Consider the following 24,688-nt stretch of genomic DNA (forward strand, 5'->3'; position numbering starts at 1 on the left):
CGTGCCCTTGTCGAGGCACGGCCGCTCTTAGATCATTTCAGCGTCAGTGGGCGACGACGGTGTTGCTGTCATCGCCGACTTTGGCCGGCGGAGGCGCGTTCTTGTCCTCGTCCCAGGTGATGGGCTCGGGCATGCGCACCAGCGCCCTGCGCAGAACCTCTTCCATCCGGGAAACCGGCACCAGTTCGAGGCCGTTCTTCACATTGTCCGGAAGCTCGGCCAAGTCCTTGGCGTTCTCTTCCGGAATCAGAACGGTCTTGATGCCGGCCCTAAGAGCAGCGAGCAGCTTCTCCTTCAGGCCACCGATCGGCAGCACGCGACCACGCAGGGTGACCTCGCCGGTCATGGCGACGTCGCGGCGAACCGGGATGCCCGTCATCACCGACACCATGGCGGTCGCCATGGCGATGCCAGCAGAGGGGCCATCCTTGGGCGTTGCGCCTTCCGGCAGATGCACATGCACGTCGCGCTTGTCGAACAGCGGCGGCTCGATGCCGTAGTCGATGGCGCGCGAGCGGACATAGGAGGCAGCCGCGGAGATCGACTCGCGCATGACGTCCTTCAGATTGCCCGTCACGATCATCTTGCCCTTGCCGGGCATCATGACCGCTTCGATGGTCAGAAGCACGCCGCCGACTTCGGTCCAGGCCAGCCCCGTGACCGCGCCGACCTGGTCCTCGAGCTCGGCCTGGCCGTAGCGATAACGCGGGGCCCCGAGATAGTCTTCGAGCACCGTGTTGGTCACCTTCACGCTCTTCTTCTTGGACATCAGGATGTCCTTGACGGCCTTGCGGGTCAGGTTCGAGATCTCGCGCTCGAGGTTACGCACCCCGGCTTCCTGGGTATAGCGGCGCACCAGGTTGAGCAGGGCTTCGTCATCGATCGAGAACTCGCGTGCCTTCAGACCATGCTTCTGGACGGACGAAGGGATGAGATGCTTGCGGGCGATCTCGACCTTCTCGTCTTCCGTGTAGCCAGCGAGACGGATGATCTCCATGCGGTCCAGCAGGGCCGGCGGGATGTTGAGCGTGTTCGCCGTGGTCACGAACATCACGTTCGACAGGTCGTAGTCGACCTCGAGGTAATGGTCGTTGAACGTCGAGTTCTGCTCGGGATCCAGCACCTCCAAGAGAGCCGAAGACGGGTCGCCGCGGAAATCCTGGCCCATCTTGTCGATTTCATCGAGCAGGAAGAGCGGATTCTGCTTCTTGGCCTTGCGCATCGACTGGACGACCTTGCCGGGCATCGAGCCGATATAGGTGCGCCGATGGCCACGGATCTCGGCCTCGTCCCTGACGCCGCCGAGCGACATGCGCACATATTCGCGGCCGGTCGCCTTGGCGATCGAACGGGCGAGCGAAGTCTTGCCGACACCGGGCGGGCCGACGAGGCACAGGATCGGACCGGTCAGCTTGTTGGCGCGCTGCTGCACCGCCAGATACTCGATGATGCGCTCCTTGACCTTCTCCAGGCCATGGTGATCCGCATCGAGGATCTCCTGGGCATGCGGCAGATCCTTCTTGATCCGGGACTTGTCGCCCCAGGGCAAGGAAATCAGCCAATCCAGGTAGTTGCGCACGACGGTGGCCTCGGCCGACATCGGCGACATCTGGCGCAGCTTCTTCATCTCGGCCTGCGCCTTGTCGCGGGCCTCCTTGGAGAGCTTGGTGTCCTTGATCTTCTGCTCGAGTTCGCCGAGTTCGTCCTTGCCTTCCTCGTCGCCCAGTTCCTTCTGGATCGCCTTCATCTGCTCGTTGAGATAATACTCGCGCTGGGTCTTCTCCATCTGCCGCTTGACGCGGGTGCGGATGCGCTTCTCGACCTGCAGGACGGAGATCTCGCTCTCCATCAAGGCGAGCACCTTTTCCAGGCGTGCCGGTATCGACAGGATCTCCAGCACTTCCTGCTTGTCGGCGATCTTCACCGCAAGATGCGCGGCGATGGTGTCGGCCAGCTTGGAATAGTCCTCGATCTGGGTGACCGTGGCCACGACTTCCGGCGACACCTTCTTGTTGAGCTTCACATAGCTCTCGAATTCGGCGACCACGGACCGGGCAAGCGCCTCGGCTTCGATCTTCTCGCCATTGCCGTCGCCCAGCACTTCGGCTTCGGCCTGGTAGAAATCATCATGCCCGGAATAGGAGAGCACGCGCGCACGGTCGACACCTTCGACCAGCACCTTCACCGTGCCATCGGGCAGCTTCAGCAATTGCAGCACGGTAGCCAGCGTGCCGAGCTTGTAGATGGCGTCCGGCGCCGGATCATCCTCGGCAGCATTGAGCTGTGTCGCCAGCAGGATGTGGCGGTCGGTCCGCATGACTTCTTCCAGCGCCCGGATCGACTTCTCGCGGCCAACGAAAAGCGGCACGATCATGTGGGGGAACACCACGATATCGCGCAGAGGCAACACCGGGAACGTATCGACAGTACCTGCCGGCACCGGAGGACGCTGCTTATTCGTCGTCATTGCATATCCTTTCTTGCGCCGTACCACGCTGCAATAGCCATGCCAGCGACGCTATCCTCCTGGTCAACACGAAGAGCGACCCCGGAGGTATTCCCAACTGCCCCGGATGGGCACAGTTGCTTCGATAAGGGTTAGGTGGAGAGCACCAAGCACAGTGTCAAGCCGGCTAATCCCGGGAAATTACGCTGTCTCGATTTTCCTTCTCGCACCTGCGAACCTCGCTGTAAATTTCTGCTCGATCGACTTTGGATTGATTGCCGGAAGCTTCGGGTTATCTCTGGAGTTACGCCCCGAAAAGTGTCGACAATCACCTAAATCGTGTATTTTTCTACGGAAACTAGCTCGAATCGTGCTGATCTCTCCTGGACCCACGATACCCCCCTCCGACGTCCAGCGCAATCAACGCCCACTGCGGCGAATGGTCGATCTTGGCAATAGTGGAACGCTTTGGACGGAGCCATGCATTTCAACATGCCTGCAGGTAGATGCCGACATGACAATGCCGGCCAGAGGCCGGCATTGCAGTGAGAGCGCTACTCCAACCGGCATCAGCCGGTGGAGGAAACCTCCTGCTTCTCGGAATAGATGAAGAGCGGCTTGGCCTGCCCGTCGACGACCTCCTTGGAGATCACCACTTCCTCGACGCCGTCGAGGCCCGGTAGTTCGAACATGGTGTCGAGCAGAATGCCCTCCATGATCGACCGCAGGCCGCGCGCACCGGTCTTGCGCTCGATCGCCTTCTTGGCAATCGACGACAAGGCCTCGTCCTGGAAGGTCAGATCGATGCCTTCCATCTCGAACAGGCGCTGATACTGCTTCACGAGCGCATTCTTCGGCTCGGTCAGGATCTTGATCAGCGCCGGCTCATCGAGGTCTTCCAAGGTCGCGATGACCGGCAGACGCCCGACGAATTCCGGGATCAGGCCGAACTTCAGAAGATCCTCGGGCTCGACCTCGCGGAAGATCTCGCCGGTACGCCGGTCCTCCGGCGTCACCACGCGGGCGCCGAAGCCGATCGAGGTGCCCTTGCCGCGACTGGAGATGATCTTCTCGAGACCCGAGAAGGCGCCGCCGCAGATGAACAGGATGTTGGTGGTGTCGACCTGCAGGAACTCCTGCTGGGGATGCTTGCGTCCACCCTGGGGCGGAACGCTGGCCACCGTGCCTTCCATGATCTTCAGCAAGGCCTGCTGCACGCCCTCGCCCGAGACGTCGCGGGTGATCGAGGGGTTGTCGGACTTGCGGCTGATCTTGTCGACCTCGTCGATATAGACGATGCCGCGCTGGGCACGCTCGACATTGTAGTCGGCTGCCTGCAGGAGCTTGAGGATGATGTTCTCGACATCCTCGCCGACATAGCCGGCTTCCGTCAGGGTGGTGGCGTCGGCCATGGTGAAGGGCACGTCGATGATGCGAGCCATGGTCTGGGCAAGCAGCGTCTTGCCCGAGCCGGTCGGCCCGATCATCAGGATGTTGGACTTCGCCAGTTCGACATCGCTGTGCTTGGTGGCATGGTTGAGGCGCTTGTAGTGATTGTGCACGGCCACCGAGAGCACGCGCTTGGCCTGCATCTGGCCGATCACGTAATCGTCGAGCACCTTGCAGATCTCACGCGGGGTGGGCACTCCGTCGCGCGACTTCACCAGCGAGGACTTGTTCTCCTCGCGAATAATATCCATGCACAGCTCGACACATTCATCGCAGATGAATACCGTCGGGCCGGCGATGAGCTTGCGAACTTCGTGCTGGCTCTTGCCGCAGAACGAGCAGTAGAGCGTGTTCTTGGTATCGCTGCCGGCCTTGGTCATGGCATCCCCCTTTCGGGCTCTCTCGGCGGAACGGACATTCCGCATAATCCCACGGGCATCCCCGTGGCTGTAAATACGATCGCGCAGGCGTACCTGCATCGACCAAGCTCGTCTTGCAAGGGCTATGCCAAGTGGCGGCCGCCCCTGCAATCTTCGGTGACGCTGCATCCAGCAGGTCCAATGCTGGAATCTAGCGCCCCCCACGTCAACAGATCATTACCGATATCCATTGCAACGAACTGTGGCGAAACTCGTGCAGGTATCTCCCGCAGGGTTACATTAAGGCTTGGGCGAGGCTTCCTCGGGCCGCTTCTCGCTCACATGGTCGACCAGACCGAAAGCTTTCGCCTGTTCTGCGTCCATGAAATTATCACGCTCCAGGGCTTCCTGGATCGCCTTGATGTCCTGGCCGGTATGCTTGACGTAGATTTCGTTCAGCCTCTGCTTCACACGCCGCGTCTCTTCGGCATGGATGAGGATGTCGGTCGCCTGGCCCTGATATCCGCCCGAAGGCTGATGCACCATGATGCGCGCATTGGGCAGAGCGAAGCGCAGATCCTTCTCGCCGGCGGCCAGCAGGAGCGATCCCATCGAGGCGGCCTGGCCGACGCAAAGCGTGGAGATCGGCGAGCGAATGAACTGCATGGTGTCGTAGATCGACAGCCCCGCCGTCACCACCCCGCCCGGCGAGTTGATGTACATCGCGATTTCCTTCTTGGGGTTCTCCCCTTCGAGGAACAGCAGCTGGGCCACCACGATGGAGGCCATGTAGTCTTCCACCGGACCGGTCAGGAAGATGATGCGCTCGCGCATCAGGCGCGAATAGATGTCCCAGGCCCGCTCGCCGCGATTGGTGCTCTCGACCACGGTCGGTATGAGGTTGTTGGTATAGAAGTCGATCGGATCTCGCATCAATCTCTCCAGCAAGCGAATCTCGGCAGTCCATGTTCCCGTCAGGGCAGGGATCGCGAGCCTGTTTGTCAAGTGAACCTTCCTGTCTCCCGCAAGGACATGAAGGCGCAACGGGTGTCGAGGGTGGCTTGCCCTGGCAGAAACGAACCCTCCCGTCGCAAATGTGTCGTCAAACTGCGTCCTGCAAGTCCCCTCTCCGCCTTTTGCGACATTGAGGACATTCGAGAACGACAATGGCCGGGGCAGGCCCGGCCATCGCATATTCGTTGGGACGAGCCATGACGGCCCGACGCAGCCTTATTCCGCGGACTCGGCAGCCTTGGCAGCCTTGGTCTTCTTGGCCTTGGCCGGCTTGTCCTCGGCAGCTGCGGAAGCGGCCTGCTCGTCGTCTTCCTTGAACAGATCCTCCTTGGAGACCTTGTTCTCGGTGACGTCGGCGAGCGACAGGATGTGGTCGACGACCTTGTCCTCGAAGATCGGCGCACGCAGCTCGGCAATCGCCTGCGGGTTCTTGGTGTAGAACTCCCAGATCTGGCGCTCCTGGCCCGGGAACTGGCGGGCGCGCTCGATCACGGCGCGGGTCGCCTCTTCGTCGGTCACCTGGATCTTGTTGCTCTCGCCGATCTCGGCCAGGACAAGGCCGAGGCGAACGCGGCGGGCCGCGATCTTGCGATAGTCTTCCTTGGCGGCCTCTTCGGTGGTGTTCTCCTGCTCGAAGGTGCGGCCGGTCTGCTGCATCTCGCGCTCGACCTGCAGCCAGACATTGTCGAACTCCTGCTGGAACAGGGTCGGCGGCAGATCGAAGGAGTATTTGGCATCGAGGGCATCGAGAAGCTGGCGCTTCACCTTGCTGCGCGAGGCGGCATTGTACTCGCCTTCGATCGAGCTCTTGATCACTTCCTTGAGCTTGTCGAGCGACTCGAGACCGACGGACTTGGCAAGCTCGTCGTCGACGACGAGTTCAGCCGGAGCCTGCACCGCCTTGACCTTGACGTCGAAGGTGGCGTCCTTGCCGGCCAGCGTGTCGGAGGCATAGTTGGTGGGGAACTTGACCTCGATGGTCTTCTCCTGGCCGGCGGTGACGCCGATCAGCTGATCCTCGAAGCCCGGAATGAAGGTCTTGGAGCCGAGATCGACGGAGATATCCTCGCCCTTGCCGCCTTCGAACTCGACGCCGTCGATCTTGCCGACGAAATCGACGATCACGCGGTCGCGGTTCTCGGCCTTCGACTTGGCCTTCTTGTCGGCATAAGTGACGTTGCGGCGGGCCAGATCCTCGAGGCGCGACTGCACCTCTTCGTCGGCGACTTCGGCCACCGGTTTGACGATCTTGATGCCGTTGATGTCGCCTACCTCGAAGGTCGGCAGCACTTCCACGGCGACGGTCCAAGCGAGATCGGCCTTGCCGTCGAGTACCTGGGTCACGCCCTCATCGTCGGCACCGAAATCGAGCTTGGGCTCCATGGCCAGCTTGATCTGGTTGTCATCGACGATCTTGCGATTGGCTTCGCCAACGAAATTGTTGACGACATCAGCCGTGACCGAGCGACCGTAGAGACGACGCAGATGCGCCACCGGCACCTTGCCCGGACGAAAGCCGTTGACGCGGACCTTGCCCTTCATGTCTTCCAACTGGGCATCGGTGCGCGAGGCGATATCAGCCGCCGGCACCACCACTTTGAATTCCCGCTTCAGGCCATCGGCCAGGGTTTGGGTCACCTGCATATTCTTGTCCCGAATCCGTGAGTTCGTAGCCGCCCCGTCTTTAAGCCGTCGAGGCCGATCGTGGTGCGGGCGGAGGGGCTCGAACCCCCACGACTTTCATCACTGGAACCTAAATCCAGCGCGTCTACCAGTTCCGCCACGCCCGCAAATAGGGCTCCCTCTCGCAAAACTTGCATTCTGCGAAACGAGTGGCGCCATATAGCATGTCATGAAATTGATGCAGCAAAAAAATGCCATCCCCTGCATGATATTTGGAGTGGGGGATTCGCATGCGCTTGCATTGCCCGGCCGCAAGGGCTGCTCCCAGCCCCTCGAGCAACCTCCCGGCCCCGGCAGGCGGGAATAGCCTGCACCCAGCCCGGAAGGAGCGAGCGATGACCGCCAGCCTCGATCGGCGTCAGCTTCTGGCCGGGCTCGGCATCACCCTGGCCAACCTGGCCCTCCCCAATCCTGCGCTGGCGACTACGGGTCAGATCCTGACGGCTGCCGCCGGCGAACTCGCATTGCCAGGCAGCCCCACGCCCACCCGGACGCAGTGCTTCGACGCCTCGACCCCGGGGCCCCTCTTGCGTGCGAAGCGCAACCAGCCCGTGAAGCTGCGCTTCGCCAACCGGCTCGAAACCCCTTCGGCGATCCATTGGCACGGCCTGCGCCTCGCCAACGCCATGGACGGCGTTCCTGCCCTGACCCAGCAAGCGGTGAAGCGGGGCGAGAGCTTCGACTATGTCTTCACGCCGCCGGACGCGGGCACCTTCTGGTATCACCCGCCGGCTTTCGGCCCCTTTCTGTCCCAGTGCGAGGCCGGCCTCTATGGCGTCCTCGTCGTCGACGAAGACGAACCACCACAGGTCGACCAAGACCTGATTCTCGTCATCGACGACTGGAATATCGGCCCTGACGGGCAGATTCTGTCCGCCGCCTCCACCACCGGGAGCAAGCCGACCGTTACGGTGAATTCGAAAGCGGCCGAAACGATCCGCCTCGCTCCCAACGAGCGTGTACGCCTGCGTCTCGTCAACGCCGCGGCGACGCGCATCGCCAGACTGGCCCTGGCCGGCTTCGAGGCCACCATCATCGCAATCGACGGTCACCCCGTCGACACGCCCTTCGTCCCCAATCACGGCCGAATCGACTTGCCGCCCGGCGGCCGCGCCGACATTGCGGTCGACGGCACGCTTGCGACGGGGAGCGAGGCCGGTATCGCGTTGGACCTCGATGGCGAAGTCGTCATTCTCGCCCATCTTGTGGCGGGCACTGCAGTTCCGCTTCGTTCGGCTCCCCTGCCGCCCTTGGTGCTGCCACGCCCCAGTCTGCCTGCCGCGCTGGCTCTGCAAAAGGCCAAGCGTGTTGCGGTAACCCTGCCTGGCCACGCCACTGGTGGCGGGGTGCTGCCAGACAAGCCCTTGTTCTCCATCAAACGCGGCAGCCTGGTCGATCTCGGTCTCGCCAACAAAACACGTATCGATCATGCCGTGCATGTGCATGGCCACGCCATGCGTATCCTCCATCCCTTCGACGACGAATGGCAGCCCTATTGGGTCGACACTGTCGCAATCGGTCCGGGCGAGACCGTGCATACGGTTTTCCTGGCGGATAATCCGGGCAAATGGCTACTGCATGGCCGCGCTTGCGGCCCCTCCCGGAAGGACGATCTCCTGGCCTGGTTCGAGGTGACCTAGAGCAAAGCGCGTTTAGACGGAAACGCTTGTTTGCTCTAACTCTTTGGTTCGACACGTCTTTGCGATTCTTGGCGATTCCGCCAAATCGCAAAACGCTTCAGGTCAGGTCACCACCGGTTGTCATCGTGCTGGCATCTTCGAGACTGCGGTCCGTTTCCGGCGGTTCAATCGCGATTCATGTCGGCCAGCGCATCCCGCATGGAGATGCTGGAGATGCCGAAGAAACCGCCATAGGGAATCTTCAGGTCGGTGATCACGAACATGACGCTCGATATGCATACGACGCCGATAGCAAGCACGATCTTGCTCAACAGCCGATGCGAGATCTGAAGGCCGAAGCTGAGAAAGACGAGGGCCAGCCAGAAGCTGATGATCAGGGTGAAGGACACGCCAGAGGGAGCGTGGGTATCCTCGATCACGGCCCAGCGCCCCGTCAATGCCGCCCTGTAGTCCAGTTGGCAGCGGGCGGCGATGTTCTTGCTGATGCCATCGGTGGCCTCGAATGAATCGATCGCCAGACCGATCCGGTTCATCATGCCGGCAAGCACCGTGTCCTCGCCCATGAGCGGCATGTCCTTGGTGTCGAGCAGGGTCTTGACCTGCGGTGCCGGTTCGTCGGGCCAGGTGCTGACGATCACCGCGGCGGTGTAGCGGCGCAGCAGCTGTCGCGTCGGCTCCATTCGCTTAGAGAGATCGCGCAGGCATTGATCGAGGCTCGCCAGATGCGCCGCATAGGTCGAGCGATCCTTGCTGGCCGCATCGAATTCGGCCCTGGAGGTGGAAAGTTGCAGGCTGAGGATCAGGGCCGCGAAAGACACCAGCAGGCCGGTCACCAGCCGCACCGCCTCCATATTCTCCTTCGAGAGGTGTTCCTCATGCAGATGTCTGCGCAGGATCACCCCGCCGATGGCGCTCAGACTGAAAAGCACCAGGAAACTCAGGCCGTAGATTTCTTCCATGACCGGGGACCGCCATATTTTTCTTGTGTCGGCAGTATCGCTCAGCGGGCGTGACTTGAAAGTCACACCAGAATCCGGCCTCGCGCACAAGACCGTCACGCTCTCTCGCCCGCAAATGTTGCGGCGCCCCTTGAGCACAGCGGCGGAATGATCGCCACCTCGATTGTACGCCCTGTCGACGCTTGTCCGATCAGGCGATCGCCCCTATACGCCATACCCAGGAGTTCGCCATGTAACGCGCATCTTGGCCCTGTCGGTTCAGGCAGGGCATCCGTCCCACAGCCCGCATTTTCCTACGCCGTCTGTTGCTGGGCGAATGCGAAATCGTGTGTACAAGGTGCGACCATGTCCTTCTTCAAATATCCGCGCACGCCGCATCTCGTCGGCTCGCGGCTGCAGCCGGGCGACGACAGTGCCGGTCAGATTCAACTCGACCAACTTGCCGGCGGCCATCTCGTCTTCGAGGAGAAGCTCGACGGAGCCAATGCCGCCATAAGCTTCGACCGAAACGGCAGCCTCACATTGCAATCACGGCGCCATGTCCTCGCCGGCGGGGCGCGGGAAGCCCAGTTCAACCTGTTCAAGGCGTGGGCCCAGACCCATGAACGCATCTTCAAGACGCGGCTCGGCCGGCGTTTCATGATGTTCGGCGAATGGTGCTTTGCCAAGCATACGGTCTTCTATGACCGCCTGCCGCACTATTTTATTGAGTTCGATATCTATGATCGCGAACGCGCGGCCTTTCTCCCGACGCCGCGCCGACATGCCTTGCTGGCAGGGTTGCCTGTGGTTTCGGTGCCGGTCGTTCACCGTGGCAACCTGCCCAAGAAAGTAGAACTATCGGCACTGGTTGGGCCGTCACTCTATAAATCGCGGGATTGGCGGCAAGCCCTGCGGCTCGCCGCAGCCGGGGCCGGCCTCGACATCCCAACCGTCCTCGGTCAGACCGAGGACAGCGATCTCGCCGAAGGTCTCTACCTCAAGCAGGAGGACGAGGAGCAAGTCATCGGCCGTTATAAATTCGTGCGTGCCGATTTTCACCAGACTATCCAGGATTCGGGCTCCCACTGGCAGGAACGTCCGATTCTGCCCAACCGCCTGGCCAATGGCATCGACCTCTTCGCAGGAAGCCTGGAATGAACCGATGCGGTACGGATCACGACAAGGCAGCAAGGGCCTTGGGCAGCATCGCCGGCAGGTCATCGGCGGTGAGGCCCGGCCCGAACAGATGTGCCGCCTCGCCATGCAGCCAGACGGCGGCGCTCGCGGCCTCGAAGGCCGGCATCGATTGAGCGAGAAGCCCGCCGATCAGGCCGGAGAGCACGTCGCCGGAGCCGGCCGTCGCCAGGGTCGGCGGCGCATTGGCGTTGATGCCGGCCCGCCCGTCCGGTGCTGCGACCACGGTATCGGCTCCCTTCAGCACGATCACCGCGCCGGTTGCCTCGGCGGCTGCACGGGCCCGCTGGAGCTTGTCGGCATGCTTTCCGGCAATGTCGTCGAAGACGCGTGCGAATTCGCCCTCATGGGGCGTGAGAACGACGGGCCCGAGCGCAGCCCGCAGCGTGGCGATGAAGTGAATGCGCTCGGCTGCAAAGGCGGAGAGCGCGCCGGCATCGATCAGCACGGCTCGGGCGGAAGAAAGAACCAGGTCGACCTTGGCGCGGGTCTCCTCGTCCGGCGGCAAAGCGGGGCCCACGACGAATGCGTTGCGCCGGGCATCCTCCAGCATGACGGCGAGGCCCTCCGGGCCGTCGCAACGCCGCACCATGATCGCATCGAGCGAGGCAGCATGGATGCCAAGAGCGTCGGAAGGACTGGCAACCGTCACGAGCCCCGCGCCCACCCGCAATCCGGCCTTCGCCGCTAGCCGTGCCGCACCCGTCCCTTCAATGCCGGCGGACAGCACCACCAGATGCCCGCGCGCATATTTATGTCCCGCCGGTTCGGGATGCGGAAAACAAGGCCGCCACAGGTCCGGTTGGTTGACGAAGGTCCGCGGCCGGATGGTTGCCAGCACATTGTCCGCAATGCCGATATCCGCAACCCGGACCGCGCCGCAATTGAGCTTGCCCGGCAGCAGCAGATGTCCCGGCTTGCGCCGGAAGAAGGTCACCGTCTCGCGCGCCTTGACGGCCACGCCGCGGATCTGGCCGGTCGCCCCATCGATGCCGGACGGCAGATCGACCGCGATGACCTGCAGGCCGGAAGCATTGATCCGTTCGACCAGCACGGCGAGCGGGCCGCCAATGTCGCGGGAAAGCCCGGCGCCGAGCAGCGCATCGATGATGATTCCCTCCCTGGGGAGCGACAGGGTCAGGGCATCCTCCACCGGCTGCCCCCATTTCTCGGCGGCATAGGCGACCTCTCCCCCCAGCGCCGAAACCGGGCCCAGCAGGCCGAGCCGGACCCGATAGCCCCTTTCTCGCAGGATACGGGCGGCAACGAAGCCGTCCCCTCCATTCAGCCCTGTGCCGCACAGCACCAGGATCGGCGTATTGAAGGGATGTCGCGCCGCGACATCGGCCACCGCCCGCCCCGCTCTCTCGAGCAATTGGTCGGCCGTCATAGCCTCGGCGATGGCGAGACGATCCGCATCGGCCATTTCGGACGGGGTCAGCAACTCGATCAAAACGTCCTCCAAACCTTCACTGACATGCGCCACCTCGTCGCATTCGGTGGAAAAAATGCGTTCCTTCGCGTCAGGCGCCGAAAATTACCCTCTTGGGGCGCATATTTTATTGGCAGGTCGCCGAAAAATTGTGCAGTCTTCCGACATCGCTTGCCCATTTTTCAGCACCTGACGTCTCAACATCTTGAAGATAAAAGAAAATTTTCCTGTTGGCGGTTTGGCATGCGACCTGCTACCAGCAAGGAGGTTTCTGCGCACTATGTGCTGAAATCGAGGAGACCCCATGAAGAAAATTGAAGCCATCATCAAGCCCTTCAAGTTGGACGAGGTGAAGGAAGCGCTGCAGGAGGTCGGCCTGCAGGGCATTACGGTGACGGAAGCGAAGGGCTTCGGGCGGCAGAAAGGCCACACGGAACTGTATCGCGGTGCCGAATATGTCGTCGATTTTCTTCCCAAGGTGAAGATCGAGGTCGTGGTGCCGGACGAGCGCGTCGAGCGCGCCATCGACGCCATCCGCAAGGCCGCCCAGACGGGCCGGATCGGCGATGGCAAGATCTTCGTCCTCAACATCGAGGAAGCCATCCGCATCCGCACCGGCGAGAGCGGCCTCGACGCCATCTAGAGCAAAGCGCGTTCCTGACCGAACGCTTATTTGCCCTAGCCTTCTGTTTAGACGCGTCTTTGTGATTCCAGGTGATCCCGTCCAATCGCAAAACGCTCTGGCAATCGGCGGGCTTTAGCCCGCACCGTAAAAAGATCGTGCCGAAACGAACGAAAGGTTTACACAAGATGAAGACCGCCAAGGATGTCCTGAAGGCGATCAAGGACAACGACGTCAAATATGTCGATTTCCGCTTCACCGATCCGCGTGGCAAGTGGCAGCACGTGACCTTCGACGTCTCCCTGGTGGACGAGGAGATCTTCACCGAGGGCACGATGTTCGACGGTTCCTCGATCGCCGGCTGGAAGGCGATCAACGAATCCGACATGTGCCTGATGCCCGACCCCACCACCGCCACCATGGACCCCTTCTTCTCGGCGGCCACGATGTCGATCACCTGCGACGTGGTCGAGCCGTCCACGGGCGAAGGCTACAGCCGCGACCCGCGCGGCATCGCCAAGCGCGCCGAGGCCTATCTGAAGTCGACCGGCATCGGTGACGTCGCCTATTTCGGCCCGGAAGCCGAGTTCTTCGTGTTCGATGACGTTCGCTTCAAGGCCGACCCCTACAACACCGGCTTCAAGCTCGATTCGACCGAGCTGCCCACCAATTTCGACACCGAATATGAGGGCGGCAATCTCGGCCACCGCATCAACACCAAGGGTGGCTACTTCCCGGTTCCCCCGCTGGATTCGGCGCAGGACATGCGGTCGGAAATGCTCGCTGCCATGCAGCAGATGGGCGTCGTGGTCGAGAAGCATCACCACGAAGTCGCTTCCGCCCAGCATGAGCTCGGCATGAAGTTCGGCACGCTGGTGACGATGGCCGACCACCTGCAGATCTACAAATACGCCATCCACAACGTCGCCCACACCTACGGCAAGACGGCGACCTTCATGCCCAAGCCCGTCTTCGGCGACAACGGCTCGGGCATGCATGTGCACCAGTCGATCTGGAAGGACGGCAAGCCGGTGTTCGCCGGCAACAAATATGCCGACCTCTCGGAGACCTGCCTTCACTACATCGGCGGCATCATCAAGCATGCCAAGTCGCTGAACGCCTTCACCAACCCGGCGACCAATTCCTATAAGCGCCTGGTCCCTGGCTACGAGGCCCCGGTGCTGCTGGCCTATTCGGCCCGCAACCGCTCGGCCTCCTGCCGTATTCCCTATACCACCAGCCCGAAGGCCAAGCGCGTCGAGGTTCGCTTCCCCGATCCGGCGGCGAACCCCTATCTCGCTTTTGCCGCCCTGTTCATGGCCGGTATGGACGGCATCCTCAACAAGATCGATCCCGGCCCGGCGATGGACAAGGATCTCTACGACCTGCCGCCCAAGGAACTCAAGAAGATCCCGACCGTCTGCGGCTCGCTGCGCGAGGCCCTCGCGGCCCTCGACAAGGACCGCGAATATCTCAAGAAGGGCGGCGTGTTTACCGATGACTTCATCAACAGCTTCATCGAGTTGAAGATGCAGGAAGTGATGCGCTTCGAAATGACGCCGCATCCGGTCGAATTCGAGATGTACTACTCGGTCTAAGAACTCAAAAACCATCCAGAGAGAGCCGAGCGGGGGCCGGTGCAGCAATGCACCGGCCTTTCCTTTACTCTTTGGTATTGCCTACAGGGGGCTCAAGAACGCTCGCTCCTCGCCAATATAAGGGAATTGTATCTGCCCGGGACCTTCTGCGGGCGGCCTGCGTTAGAGAGCTGGATCGAGGCCCGGATCACTGCCCGACACCGATCGGAGGACAGCATGGAGCATCCCTACACCTTCGGTATCGAGGAGGAGTATTTCGTGTTCCAGCGCCGGACCGGCGCCGTGCAGGAAACCATGTCGGCCCAGTTCTTCGACGAGGCCCGGCAGATGCTGGGCAAGCACGTCACACGCGAATTGCTGCAATCGCAGATCGAGATCGCGACGACGCCCTGCCGCAACATGAAGGATGCGAGGCTGCAACTGGTGGGCTGCCGCCAGGCCTTGCAGGACCTGGCCTTCAAGCACGATCTCGGCATCCTGGCCGCGGGAACCCATCCTTCCGCCGAATGGTCCGAGCAGCATCCCACCCAAGCCTCGCGCTATGGCAAGGTCACGCGTGACCTGCAGATGCTCGCCCGCCGCAAGATGATCTGCGGCATGCACGTCCATGTCGAGATTCCCCAGGAACACTCGCGGGTGGACTTGATGACCCGCATGCTACCTTATCTGCCGCTGCTGCTGGCGCTTTCCACGTCCTCGCCCTTCTGGCAGGCACGCCCGACCGGCCTGATGGGTTACCGCCAGAACATCTATGCCGAATTGCCCCGCTCGGGCCTGCCCGACCTCTTCCGGAGCGAGGAGGACTATCGGACCTATGTCGACACGCTGGTGAGCAACCGCATCATCGACGACGCCAGCTTCCTGTGGTGGGCGATAAGACCCTCCAGCCATCTGCCCACACTGGAGCTGCGGATCACCGATGTCTGCACGAATGTGGAGGACGCCCTTGCCATTGCTGCACTTTATCGCAGCCTCGTGCGGTATCTCTCCCGCAAGCCGGATCTCAACCGTGGCCTGACGTCGCCGGGGCGTGCGATCGTCGAGGAAAACAAATGGCGGGCGCAGCGCTACGGCATCCACGGCTCGCTCATCGACCTTCATAGCGGGCAGGCGCGAAGCGCCGCCAATATGCTGACCGAACTGCTCGATCTCGTTTGGGAAGACGCCGAACTGCTCGGCTGCAGCGAGGAATTGGCGACGGCACAGATGATCCTGCGCACCGGCACCAGCGCCGATGGACAATTGGCAGTCTATGAGGAGCGCATTGCCGCCGGCGCCACCGCCGAAGAGGCTATCCGCGCGGTGGTCTCCTGGCTTGCCGACAGGACGGCAGCGCCACTTGCCGCAGGCCTTGCAGCGAGCGGCTGATGGCCGGTTGCGTTTCGATCCGCTTCTGCTAGAGCAAAGCGCGTTTTGACGGAAACGCTTGTTTGCTCTCACTCTTTGGTTCGACGCGTCTTTGCGATTCTTGGCGTAACCTCCAAATCGCAAAACGCTTAGGTCAAGGATATCGAGCGTGACGCGGGAGGGGCCATGACTGTCACCATAGACGGGCGACGTATGACCGGTGCCAAGGTCGTCCGCGTCGCGCGCTCTGAGAAGGCAGGCCGGTTCGAGAAGGCAGGCATCGAGGCCAAGGCCCGCGCCGCAGTGGCGACCGCACGCGACTACATCGATGCCAACTGGCTGAACGATCAGGCTCCGCTGATGTACGCCTTCAACACCGGCGTCGGCCTGTTCAAGGAAGTACGCATCCCCATCGCGAATATGGCGCATTACCAGGACCAGACCATTCGCGCCCATGCCACCGGCATCGGAGAACCCTTCGCGCGCGAGATCGTGCGCGCGACCATGCTGCTGCGCGCCAATGCCTTTGCCTCCGCTTATTCGGGCGCGACACTGCCGCTGATGGACCGTCTCGTCGGCTTCCTCAATGCCGGCCTGCACCCCGTGATTCCTTCCAAGGGCTCGGTCGGCGCTTCCGGCGACCTCGCTCCCCTCGCCTATCTCGCCGGCGCCATCCGAGGGTTCGAGGACGTCCAGGTCGAGTATAAGGGCAAGGTCTATCCGGCGCCCGAAGCCGCGCGCCGGGCCGGCTTCGAGCCCGAATACAAGATGGGGGCCAAGGAAGCCTCGGCCATCGTCAACGGTTCCACCGTATCGCTGGCCATCGCAGCCCTTGCCCAGGAGGATGCCAGACGCATCCTCAAACATGCCGACATCGCGCTGGCCTTGACGCTGGAAGCGCTGCGCGGCGAGCTGGCCGCCTTCGACCCGCGCGTACACGCGGCACGCCCGCATCGCGGCCAGGCACGCACCGCCCGCAACCTCCTGCGCATTGCCGGCGATTCCAAGCGCTGCTCGGAAGGCGCACGCGCCATCCTCTATCCCGACGAGGCGCGCGATCCCTCCAAGCCCGTGCCGCCGCGCGTGCAGGACGTCTACTCGCTGCGCTGTGCGCCTCAGGTCCATGGCCCGGTCTTCGAGGCCCTCGCCTATACCGACGGCATACTCGGGGTGGAGATGAATTCCGCCACCGACAATCCGCTGATGTTCGCCAATGACGACGCCAGCTACGTCTCGATCTCGGGTGGCCATTTCCACGGCGCCTATGTCGCCCAGGCCATGGACCTTCTCGCCATCGCCATGACCGATCTCGGTGCCATTTCCGAACGGCGCCTTGCCCGCCTGATCGACCCTGTGATGAGCTATGGGCTGCCGCGAAACCTGCTCGCCGGCGAGCGTGGCCTCAACACCGGCTTTGCCACGGTGCAATGCTCGATGTCGGCCCTGGTCATGGAAAACCGCGGCCTTGCCACGCCCGGTTCGGTCGACTCGATCCCCGGCAAGAGCAATGCGGAGGATCATGTCTCCAACTCCACCTGGTGTGCGCGCAAGGCCCGCACCGTGGTCGAGAATGTCGAGCAGATCGTTGCCGTCGAGATGCTGATGGCGGCCCAGGCGCTTTCTCTGGTTGCCGACCGCAGCAAGGACTACCCGATCGGCAAGGGCTCACAGGCGGCGCTCGATGCCATCCGCGCTGAAATCGCACCGGCCCTTGACGGAGACCGCTGGTACCACCACGAAATGCAATCCATACTCGAACTTGCCCGTAGCGGCCGCATCCTGGCGGCCGTGGAAACGGCAGTCGGCGGCCTGGAGTGAGGAGACCCCATGATTCTTGTGTGCGGCGAAGCCCTGATCGACTTTCTGCCGGTCAAAAGCGCCGATGGCCGGAACGCCTATCGGCCAGCTGTCGGCGGCAGCCCGTTCAACACGGCCGTCGGCATCGGCCGGCTCGAGGGTGATGTCGGGTTCTGCGCCGCGCTGTCCACCGACTTCTTCGGCGAGGACCTTGCCGCTGCCCTGACCCGATCGAAGGTCAAGCAGCACTATGTCGCCCGCTCGAAGCACTCCTCGATGCTCGCCTTCGTTTCCGTCGGCGAAGGCGAACCCGAATATGCCTTCATCGACGAAGCCTCCTCCAATCGCCTGTTTTCGCCCGAACGCGACGTTCCACCGGTCGGGCCGGAAGTCTCGATGATCTGGACGGGCTCGGTCGCCCTCATCAACGACCCGATCGCCTCGGCCTATGAGACGCTCTATTTCGCCAACAAGGGTAAGCGCGTGCTCGGCATGGATCCGAATGTGCGGCCGACCGTGGTGGGCGATGCCGTCGAATATCGCGCCCGCATGAAGCGCATGACGGAAGCCGCCGAGATCATCAAGATCTCCAAGGCCGACCTCAACTGGCTCTATCCCGGCATCGATCCCGCGGCCTGGGCGCAGGATCTGGTGGCCAAGGGCGCTCATTTCGTGGTGCTGACGGATGGCGGCAATGGCGCGGAAGGCTATGGCAAGGGCTTCGCCGTCAAGAGCCCCGTGGTCAAGGTCGAGAAGGTCGCCGATACGGTCGGCGCCGGCGACAGCTATTCCTCGGGCCTGCTCACCATCCTGCAGCGGCGCAACGTGGTTTCCATCGATACCGTGAAGAATCTCGATGAGGCCATTGCCCAAGAGGCCATGGACTATGCCGCACGGACGGCGGCAATCACGGTCTCGCGCGAGGGCGCCGATCCGCCCTGGGATCACGAAATGGCCTGATCGCCATCCCGTCCGGTATCTCATCCCTGAAGAGCGGCATTGTCACCGATGCCGCTACTTCTCCAGTTCAGCCAACTTCCTGTCGAAACGCCCACTCTGCAGGCTGATCAAAGCAAGCAGCGGCAGCGCGAACAGCGCCAGATGCACATAGCCGCCGCGAACCAGCAGAAATTGCGCAATCAGCGTGCCCGCATCGATCAAGAGCAAAAGCACGGCCGCCGCCAGGCTTGCCACGGGCACGAGCACCAGCAGTGCCGCGAGTACCTGCGTCGACGACAAGGCGATGCGCATCCAGGGCGCAAAGCCGAGCGCGTCGAACTGGCGAACCATGATCCGATGCCCCCACAGGGTGAGCAATGCGGGCGCGAGGAAAATCAATGCCACAAGAATACGCAAACCCCAGGTAACCAGAAGCTTGGTACGGGACTGGGGAGAAGACTCGGACTCCATTCATGTACTCGCCAACAACGCCTTTGACGCGGCTCACGCACGATGAAAGTGCTTGCAGACGTCCACGAGGCCAACATTGAATAATCCGCCTGCTTCACCGTATTGGCAACTGTTAAAATTGCACGAGAGCGCGATCTGTAACCTGCGAAACGCCTCGCCCCTCTTGCCGCCTGCGGTGGGCTCCACTTGCCGCAATGGTGGAACACTTTCCGCAGCGCGCCGGAAGGACAGTTTCATTCTGGCAACGGCGCCGTCGCAGGTGCGTTACTACCATCACGGCGCACCGCATGCCCCCGGCGGATCTCACCATGCTGGATGCTTGGCGCCGGCAGGACAGACAGCGGGCGGAAACGCGACGTTGGATGGCAGTGAGGGCGCAACATGGCTTTCCCAGCGCGCCTCCAGTCATATCCTTTCCGGAGATTGACCGGCTCAACAATACGTTCGCCGAGCTAACGGCCCGACCGGCTGGAAGACGATACTACCGGCCCTTGCGGGCGGTGTCTCTCGATCACACGTCATGTCGGAAGCTCATCTCTGTGCCCGGGTCCCGGTTGCCCGTCAGAGATTGATTCTTTCAACGAGCGCCTTGCCAATCACCGATTCCGAATGGCGACACTGCGCCGTCTTTGGGAACAGAAAGACCAATGGCCAGCCGACCCGGCTCCGTATCTTCGGCGATTTCCTGGAGAAAGTGGCTCGGGGACCTGGATTCGAACCAAGATTAACGGAGTCAGAGTCCGCTGTTCTACCGTTGAACTATCCCCGAACAAAGGGCCTTTCGATCAAACACTTAGCGGCAATGTTTTGCAATTCCGCCGAGTGTTTTGCGGTGGGTGGCCCCGTTCCGTCCGGGCTTCATATTGAAGTCGCTGCCGCATTGCAAGAGGGCTTGTCGTTTTTCTGTGGCCGGAGCTTCTGTTTGCAACATCCAGGGGCAACGGCACCGGAGATCCGGGGGCTGGTTCGGAAAAAGGGGCGTCAAAGGGCGCCCGTGCCAATTGGAAAATGGCTTAATAGCCGTCGTCGTAATAGCGACGGTGATGGTAGCTGCGATAGCCAAAACCGAACCCGAAGCTGGGTCGCTCTTCGTAATAGTAGTTGTTCGGGTTCTGGCCGGGATGGCGACGCAGATAATGGCTGAGCTTACAGCCACCATGGCTGGTCACCTTGTAGCCGGGCGGACATCCACCGTGATACCGGACCTGGATGACGCTGAAACCATCGTTGGCCGGAGGCGGTATGAGCGGAAGCGCCACCGACGTGCCCGTAATGCTCGCCGCCGCCACAAGACCCATCAGTATCGAGCGGGTCATCGAGCCCTCCTTTCTGAATCGATCTCGAATAGGCTCGATGGTCCGAACTTATTTTTAGCGCAAACGTTCCCTTCTTCTGGCTTTTGACCAAGCAAGATTCTTGGCGATCATCCCGAAAATCTGAGTGAACTACTGCCTGACGCGATCGAAAAAGCGCAATCCAAACTGCTCGTCACGACGCTGACCGAGCCAAGACCAGGCAGAATGCCAGCCCCTTCTCCCGGATCGGTTGTTGTCCCGCATATCTCCACAAGGCACGCCCGGCGCTTCGGGGACCAAAGCGCGGCTCGGGCGTTAAAGCTCTGCCACGCAGGCCCTTCCTCTTGCCGCCTACACGCGTCATAACAGAGTGATCGGCGTGGCCAGTCTCGATCGAGGTGCCCATGAGCAGACCTGCCTCCTCACGACCGCCCCTGCGCCTGTTCCTTCTTCTTGCGAATGCAGCGACAGGTTTGTGGCGGGGCCTCCTCCCGATCGTCCTGCTCAACAGCCTGCCGAGCCTGCCGACTCTGCTCGCCTTGCTGGTGAACGGCGAGGTCTCCCAAACGCCGACGCTCGCCGACCTGGTAGCCTTGCCTATTGCCGTGATTCTCCTGGTCTTCGCCCAGGGCGCCACCATCGCAGGCACGCATCGCCTGCTGCAGGGCTCCGATTTCGGCCTGCTTCTGTCGATGCGGCAAACCTGGCAGAGGCTTCCCACCCTGCTGGGCACGGCCTTTCTCAGCGGCATTCTCGTCCTGCTCGGCCTCGCCGCGCTGGTGGTGCCCGGCTTGATGGCAATCGCGCTGCTCTATCTCGCTCTGCCGGCCTGCATGATCGAGCGCACGGACATGGTCGAGAGCCTGGAGCGCAGCGGACAGCTCACCCAGGGTTATCGCTGGTCCATTCTCGGTCTCTTCCTGCTGGCGCTGCTGCCGACAGTCGGGTTCGGGGCTGTCACCGGCGATTTCGCCTATGCGCCCGTAACCGTGATGCAGGTGCTTGGCCAGGAAGCAGGTATGATGCTTTTCAGCATGTTCTCGGCCGTGATGGCGACGGCCGCCTTCGAACGGTTGCGCGAGATTCGCGGCATGCCGGCAGCCCCGCAGCCCTTGCCGGAATGGGCCAGCGGCAAGACCTGAAGGCTGCCCGTTGCCGTCTTTCAGGAGGGCTCTTCCCAGAGGAACGGATGATCTGGTGGCAGCTTGGCGTTGCTGATCCTGTCCCACCAGTTCGTGGGCTTGCGGCCATTGCACCAATAGGAATCGTAGATGGTGTCCACCTGCCAGCCCCACAGATGGGTCAGTCCCTTGAAGTCCAGAGGATACATGATGTTCTTGGCCGTCGCCGAACCGGCATCCGATTGCTGATGGTTGAGGCGGCAGGCGTGTCCCATTTCATGGATCAGCAAGGTCTTGGGATTGTCCTGCATCAGTTTGGGATCGGCGATGACCCAGGGCAGCCACTCCTGGCGCAGGACCGTGTAGCCGTTCGGCCCGCCATCGATGTGGGCGAACACCACGACCAGCCGCGTTTCATCCGGAATCGTGCCGAGGCTTTTCCTGAGGGCAGTGAGGCCGTCGATGGGAGCCTCGCCCTCCATGGGCACATGGACCGAGCCGCTGAAACCCAGGAGGCCGCGTGCCGCGGGGCCCTGCTCCTCGATCGCCTTGGCGGCAGCCTCGGTCTGCTTCTTGGCGACCTCTCCCTTGGCTTTCTTTTGCCGTGCGACCTGCTTGCCTACGGACCTGTCGAATTTGCGGGAGGCCTTGTCCTTGGCTGGAGCCAGTGCTGCCGGTTCGGTTTGCAGCGGCAGCATGTCGAGCGCCAGCGTATATTTGCGAAGAATCTCGTCGGCTCCCTTGAGCAATGCCCAGCTGTTGTTCCACAGCGATACGTCCCGCCAGATATCGGCAGCCCAATAGACCTGCACCCGCACGCCCTTGCTGCCAAAATTATGATATTGCTGGGGTTTATTGTCGATGTCGTTGGCGGGATCTTTGTTGAAGTCGAGAAAACTCGTCATTTGAAGGACTCTCGCGCCATCGTCGCCTTGGGCTGAAGAAGGCGGCATTGACCGGATGTACGGCGTCGATCGGAGCGCCCGCTCTGGCGCTCCACCGCCTTGATTGGAGCACGAAAAAGACGGGGCCGCCTCCTCCGAACTCGGGATGACCGGACCGCTCTGCCTGCCCATACTATCCCACCAGGCTGGCATCGCAGGCTGGTTGCGGGCAGCTCGCCACGAGCCGCGATCATTCCGCCTCGCAGGCATGCTGCCGTTACGGGAGACAGTCATGGCTACACCGCTTGAAACAAAGCCCACCAAGCTGGCCGCCATTCCCCGCGGCCGTCCCTACCGGGTGAAGGATGGCGACGACTGGCTTTCCGTCGCCAGGGCGCACGGCATCAACGTGCAATATCTGATCAGCTACAATTTCGACACACTCAACACACGCGAGGTGAACTGGTATCTGCGCCATCGTGTCGGCTGCGTCGTGCCAAGTCCGAAGGGCTGGAACTGGCGGTTCAGCAGCGGCGCCAATCCCGGCATCATCATGATTCCCCCCGATGACGGCCAACTCGTTCTCAAGATAAACAGCTTCACTTATTCGATTGCCACCATGAGCTGGATCGACCCACGCTCCGGCCTGCCGGAACACGATGCCGGCAGCCCTGGGGAGCTCGTCGATCGCAAGCTCATTCTCGGCAGCAGCGGCTATCGTTTCGCCAATTTTCTCGAAGCCACCATCGAGAGCACCGATACCTCCTCCAAGGCGATCAGGCTGCTCCATCGCGTCGCCTACGAGAAGGATACCGGCCTCTATCGCTCGCCATCCTTTCTCGGCTTTCCCTCCTATCCCTATCCGATCAAGCTCGCGGAACCGCAATATATCGACGAGGGCGTGGTGTTCCGCCAGACCGTCGGCGCCCGCACCCAGAGCGCCGAACTCGCCGCGGGCGTGGCGCCTGCGCCCATCGGCTTCGTCGCCGGCAAGATCCTGCAAAAGGCCATGAACTTCCCGCCGATCTGGACGGAACTGAAGCTGACGATTCGCTATGACGGGACTTATGAGGGCGAACTGGTCGCCCACAGCCTCTATCCGAGCTGCTCCTATTATGAACGCTCGCCCCTCATGTGCCTCAATCTGGGCCCCAAGCCTGAAGCCTGCGAGGCCTATGAGCGCAAATACGAATATGACGGCCTGCCGAATTTCACCCGCTGGTTCGAACAGGACAAGGGCTGGGGTGCCAAGAGCGGCTATATGCCGGCCGACGGCAACCCCTGGGGGGTCACGGAACCCGATCCGGACGTGCTCTTCGGACAGCAGCCACCGGACCCGAACGAGGAGGCGCGGCGCCCGCGCCAATACCCGCCAGAGACCTGGCGCCCTTCCAGCCGCTGAGGCCGCCCTCCTTCGAATGTTCCTCAGCTTCAGCGGCGCGCCCTGCGGCGTTGTCCGGACCTCGCGCTCTTTCCCTGCGCATGACGGACATCATCCCCACGCCTCTTTCGCAAGAACAGAAGCAACAATTGCACTCCCAGTTCGCGTGGCTTAGGTTTCCGTACGCTTTCCTGAATGAGCTTTCTTGTCGTGTACTTGGCGGTTCGCAAAGGAAATCGTCGTCGATGGGTACTTCCATAAATATCGAACGCTACTGCCCCGGCCCAGCCGGGGGAACACCCTTGGTTAACAGGACGCGCTCTCATGACCAACTACAGTCAAGTCACTGGTTCCGGTGATTTCAACATCGGCGCCTTGATCAGCGAAAGCTTTGCCGTTCTCCACCGCGCCCTGCCGCGATTTCTGGCGCTAGGCCTGATCCCGATCATCCCTTTGATCTTCTCGACCCTGGTGGTCGGTGCCTCGGCTCCTGGAGAGTTGCCCTCGAATTTCGGCGCGGGGGTTTTCCTCGTCCTGCTCTATATCATCCTGCTTTTCGCCATCCAGGGCGGCATGATCTATGGTGCTTTCAGCGAGTTGCGTGGGCAGAGTTTCGCAGTCGGCGATGCCCTGTCCAAAGGCTTTGCTCGCTTCCTGCCCCTTCTCGGCGTGTCAATCCTGACCGGGCTTCTCGTCTTGATCGGCTCGGCTCTGTTCCTGGCGCCGGGCCTGTGGCTCCTTTGCATTCTCTACTCGGCGGTTGCAGTTTGCGTCGTCGAGCAGCGGGGCGTGTTCGACAGCATGTCACGCAGCGGCGAACTCACTTCGGGCTATCGCTGGCGGATTCTGGGACTCGTCCTGATCGTCTTCATCGCCAGCATCGTCACGTCGTCGATCATCGAATATGTTGTTGGCAGTGTGGGTGGGCCCCTGTTCGGCTCGCTGCTGGCCAATCTGTTCCAGGTGTATCTGACGGCGCTGAGTTGCGTGCTCTCCGCCCTGGTCTATTACCGCCTGCGCTCGATCAAGGAAGGCATCGACATCGACAGGCTCGCCGACGTCTTCGATTGAGCCC

At 61.9% G+C, this 24,688-nt stretch carries 19 protein-coding genes and 2 tRNA genes; 10 read left to right on the forward strand and 11 right to left on the reverse strand.

Annotated features, from left to right (window positions below; all coding sequences use genetic code 11):
- Positions 1-43: 43 nt before the first annotated feature.
- The 5 genes from lon to ACIGJE_RS18880 form a co-directional block, all read right to left on the reverse strand.
- Positions 44-2,467: an endopeptidase La gene (lon, locus tag ACIGJE_RS18860; protein WP_068296297.1), complete on the reverse strand. Its 2,424-nt coding sequence runs from the start codon at positions 2,465-2,467 to the stop codon at positions 44-46.
- Positions 2,468-3,015: 548 nt separating this feature from the next.
- Positions 3,016-4,275 carry an ATP-dependent Clp protease ATP-binding subunit ClpX gene (gene clpX, locus ACIGJE_RS18865; RefSeq protein WP_068296294.1) on the reverse strand — a complete coding sequence of 420 codons (1,260 nt, stop codon included), beginning with the start codon at positions 4,273-4,275 and terminating at the stop codon, positions 3,016-3,018.
- Between the two features lie 279 nt (positions 4,276-4,554).
- Complete coding sequence (locus tag ACIGJE_RS18870; protein ID WP_311934879.1) at positions 4,555-5,187, reverse strand: ATP-dependent Clp protease proteolytic subunit; 633 nt, start codon at positions 5,185-5,187, stop codon at positions 4,555-4,557.
- Between the two features lie 297 nt (positions 5,188-5,484).
- Positions 5,485-6,912: a trigger factor gene (tig, locus tag ACIGJE_RS18875; protein WP_311934880.1), complete on the reverse strand. Its 1,428-nt coding sequence runs from the start codon at positions 6,910-6,912 to the stop codon at positions 5,485-5,487.
- A gap of 61 nt (positions 6,913-6,973) precedes the next feature.
- Positions 6,974-7,058, reverse strand: a tRNA-Leu gene (locus ACIGJE_RS18880).
- Between the two features lie 228 nt (positions 7,059-7,286).
- On the opposite strand from ACIGJE_RS18880, the gene ACIGJE_RS18885 reads away from it, so the two are divergent.
- A complete protein-coding gene (locus ACIGJE_RS18885; protein WP_415087279.1) occupies positions 7,287-8,591 on the forward strand; it encodes a multicopper oxidase family protein in 1,305 nt (434 codons plus the stop codon).
- Positions 8,592-8,755: 164 nt separating this feature from the next.
- Here the strand turns inward: ACIGJE_RS18885 and ACIGJE_RS18890 are convergent, their stop codons facing one another.
- A complete protein-coding gene (locus tag ACIGJE_RS18890; RefSeq protein WP_311934884.1) occupies positions 8,756-9,550 on the reverse strand; it encodes a bestrophin-like domain in 795 nt (264 codons plus the stop codon).
- A 345-nt stretch (positions 9,551-9,895) separates the two neighbouring features.
- Here ACIGJE_RS18890 and ACIGJE_RS18895 point away from each other — a divergent pair, with 345 nt between their 5' ends.
- Positions 9,896-10,690: an RNA ligase family protein gene (locus ACIGJE_RS18895; protein WP_415087280.1), complete on the forward strand. Its 795-nt coding sequence runs from the start codon at positions 9,896-9,898 to the stop codon at positions 10,688-10,690.
- Positions 10,691-10,706: 16 nt separating this feature from the next.
- On the opposite strand, the gene ACIGJE_RS18900 is transcribed toward ACIGJE_RS18895, so the two are convergent.
- Positions 10,707-12,176, reverse strand: coding sequence for an NAD(P)H-hydrate dehydratase (locus ACIGJE_RS18900; RefSeq protein ID WP_367623427.1), 1,470 nt, complete (start codon positions 12,174-12,176; stop codon positions 10,707-10,709).
- 286 nt (positions 12,177-12,462) lie between these two features.
- On the opposite strand from ACIGJE_RS18900, the gene ACIGJE_RS18905 reads away from it, so the two are divergent.
- From ACIGJE_RS18905 to ACIGJE_RS18925, 5 genes are all read left to right on the forward strand, one after another.
- The gene (locus ACIGJE_RS18905) at positions 12,463-12,801 is read left to right on the forward strand and encodes a P-II family nitrogen regulator (protein WP_068296275.1); all 339 of its coding nucleotides are present in this window, start codon (positions 12,463-12,465) and stop codon (positions 12,799-12,801) included.
- A gap of 167 nt (positions 12,802-12,968) precedes the next feature.
- Positions 12,969-14,378, forward strand: a complete 1,410-nt coding sequence (glnA, locus tag ACIGJE_RS18910) for a type I glutamate--ammonia ligase (protein WP_322430268.1) — start codon at positions 12,969-12,971, stop codon at positions 14,376-14,378.
- A gap of 216 nt (positions 14,379-14,594) precedes the next feature.
- Entirely contained in the window at positions 14,595-15,746 is a 1,152-nt protein-coding gene (locus ACIGJE_RS18915; RefSeq protein ID WP_415087281.1) for a carboxylate-amine ligase, read from the forward strand.
- A gap of 165 nt (positions 15,747-15,911) precedes the next feature.
- On the forward strand, positions 15,912-17,543 hold the full coding sequence (locus tag ACIGJE_RS18920; RefSeq protein WP_415087282.1) for an HAL/PAL/TAL family ammonia-lyase: 1,632 nt from the start codon (positions 15,912-15,914) through the stop codon (positions 17,541-17,543).
- A 9-nt stretch (positions 17,544-17,552) separates the two neighbouring features.
- Positions 17,553-18,482: a carbohydrate kinase family protein gene (locus ACIGJE_RS18925; protein WP_415087283.1), complete on the forward strand. Its 930-nt coding sequence runs from the start codon at positions 17,553-17,555 to the stop codon at positions 18,480-18,482.
- A gap of 54 nt (positions 18,483-18,536) precedes the next feature.
- Here ACIGJE_RS18925 and ACIGJE_RS18930 read toward each other — a convergent pair whose 3' ends face one another.
- The 3 genes from ACIGJE_RS18930 to ACIGJE_RS18940 all read right to left on the reverse strand — a co-directional run bounded on the left by ACIGJE_RS18930 (position 18,537) and on the right by ACIGJE_RS18940 (position 20,248).
- Positions 18,537-18,932 carry a DoxX family protein gene (locus ACIGJE_RS18930; RefSeq protein WP_367622955.1) on the reverse strand — a complete coding sequence of 132 codons (396 nt, stop codon included), beginning with the start codon at positions 18,930-18,932 and terminating at the stop codon, positions 18,537-18,539.
- Positions 18,933-19,627: 695 nt separating this feature from the next.
- Positions 19,628-19,701: transfer RNA gene (locus ACIGJE_RS18935), tRNA-Gln, on the reverse strand.
- A gap of 244 nt (positions 19,702-19,945) precedes the next feature.
- On the reverse strand, positions 19,946-20,248 hold the full coding sequence (locus ACIGJE_RS18940) for a hypothetical protein (protein ID WP_415087284.1): 303 nt from the start codon (positions 20,246-20,248) through the stop codon (positions 19,946-19,948).
- A 383-nt stretch (positions 20,249-20,631) separates the two neighbouring features.
- Between ACIGJE_RS18940 and ACIGJE_RS18945 the strand changes: the two genes are divergently transcribed.
- Positions 20,632-21,369 (forward strand): hypothetical protein, encoded by a 738-nt coding sequence (locus ACIGJE_RS18945; protein WP_415087285.1) that lies wholly within the window; start codon positions 20,632-20,634, stop codon positions 21,367-21,369.
- A 20-nt stretch (positions 21,370-21,389) separates the two neighbouring features.
- Here the strand turns inward: ACIGJE_RS18945 and ACIGJE_RS18950 are convergent, their stop codons facing one another.
- A complete protein-coding gene (locus tag ACIGJE_RS18950) occupies positions 21,390-22,253 on the reverse strand; it encodes a hypothetical protein (RefSeq protein WP_415087286.1) in 864 nt (287 codons plus the stop codon).
- A gap of 271 nt (positions 22,254-22,524) precedes the next feature.
- On the opposite strand from ACIGJE_RS18950, the gene ACIGJE_RS18955 reads away from it, so the two are divergent.
- Positions 22,525-23,634, forward strand: coding sequence for a hypothetical protein (locus ACIGJE_RS18955; protein WP_415087287.1), 1,110 nt, complete (start codon positions 22,525-22,527; stop codon positions 23,632-23,634).
- Positions 23,635-23,937: 303 nt separating this feature from the next.
- Positions 23,938-24,684, forward strand: coding sequence for a hypothetical protein (locus tag ACIGJE_RS18960; RefSeq protein ID WP_367622959.1), 747 nt, complete (start codon positions 23,938-23,940; stop codon positions 24,682-24,684).
- Positions 24,685-24,688 lie beyond the last annotated feature (4 nt).

It is taken from the genome of Labrys sp. E2SS-1L (assembly GCF_057073705.1).

Bases quoted from the DNA above. Each gene is read 5' to 3' on its own strand.
- clpX (WP_068296294.1), bottom strand. From the start codon at position 4,275: ATGACCAAGGCCGGCAGCGATACCAAGAACACGCTCTACTGCTCGTTC.
- ACIGJE_RS18885 (WP_415087279.1), top strand. From the start codon at position 7,287: ATGACCGCCAGCCTCGATCGGCGTCAGCTTCTGGCCGGGCTCGGCATC.
- tig (WP_311934880.1), bottom strand. From the start codon at position 6,912: ATGCAGGTGACCCAAACCCTGGCCGATGGCCTGAAGCGGGAATTCAAA.
- lon (WP_068296297.1), bottom strand. From the start codon at position 2,467: ATGACGACGAATAAGCAGCGTCCTCCGGTGCCGGCAGGTACTGTCGAT.
- ACIGJE_RS18960 (WP_367622959.1), top strand. From the start codon at position 23,938: ATGACCAACTACAGTCAAGTCACTGGTTCCGGTGATTTCAACATCGGC.
- ACIGJE_RS18945 (WP_415087285.1), top strand. From the start codon at position 20,632: ATGAGCAGACCTGCCTCCTCACGACCGCCCCTGCGCCTGTTCCTTCTT.
- ACIGJE_RS18930 (WP_367622955.1), bottom strand. From the start codon at position 18,932: ATGGAGTCCGAGTCTTCTCCCCAGTCCCGTACCAAGCTTCTGGTTACC.
- ACIGJE_RS18955 (WP_415087287.1), top strand. From the start codon at position 22,525: ATGGCTACACCGCTTGAAACAAAGCCCACCAAGCTGGCCGCCATTCCC.
- ACIGJE_RS18920 (WP_415087282.1), top strand. From the start codon at position 15,912: ATGACTGTCACCATAGACGGGCGACGTATGACCGGTGCCAAGGTCGTC.
- ACIGJE_RS18950 (WP_415087286.1), bottom strand. From the start codon at position 22,253: ATGACGAGTTTTCTCGACTTCAACAAAGATCCCGCCAACGACATCGAC.
- glnA (WP_322430268.1), top strand. From the start codon at position 12,969: ATGAAGACCGCCAAGGATGTCCTGAAGGCGATCAAGGACAACGACGTC.
- ACIGJE_RS18905 (WP_068296275.1), top strand. From the start codon at position 12,463: ATGAAGAAAATTGAAGCCATCATCAAGCCCTTCAAGTTGGACGAGGTG.
- ACIGJE_RS18925 (WP_415087283.1), top strand. From the start codon at position 17,553: ATGATTCTTGTGTGCGGCGAAGCCCTGATCGACTTTCTGCCGGTCAAA.
- ACIGJE_RS18895 (WP_415087280.1), top strand. From the start codon at position 9,896: ATGTCCTTCTTCAAATATCCGCGCACGCCGCATCTCGTCGGCTCGCGG.
- ACIGJE_RS18870 (WP_311934879.1), bottom strand. From the start codon at position 5,187: ATGCGAGATCCGATCGACTTCTATACCAACAACCTCATACCGACCGTG.
- ACIGJE_RS18890 (WP_311934884.1), bottom strand. From the start codon at position 9,550: ATGGAAGAAATCTACGGCCTGAGTTTCCTGGTGCTTTTCAGTCTGAGC.
- ACIGJE_RS18915 (WP_415087281.1), top strand. From the start codon at position 14,595: ATGGAGCATCCCTACACCTTCGGTATCGAGGAGGAGTATTTCGTGTTC.
- ACIGJE_RS18940 (WP_415087284.1), bottom strand. From the start codon at position 20,248: ATGACCCGCTCGATACTGATGGGTCTTGTGGCGGCGGCGAGCATTACG.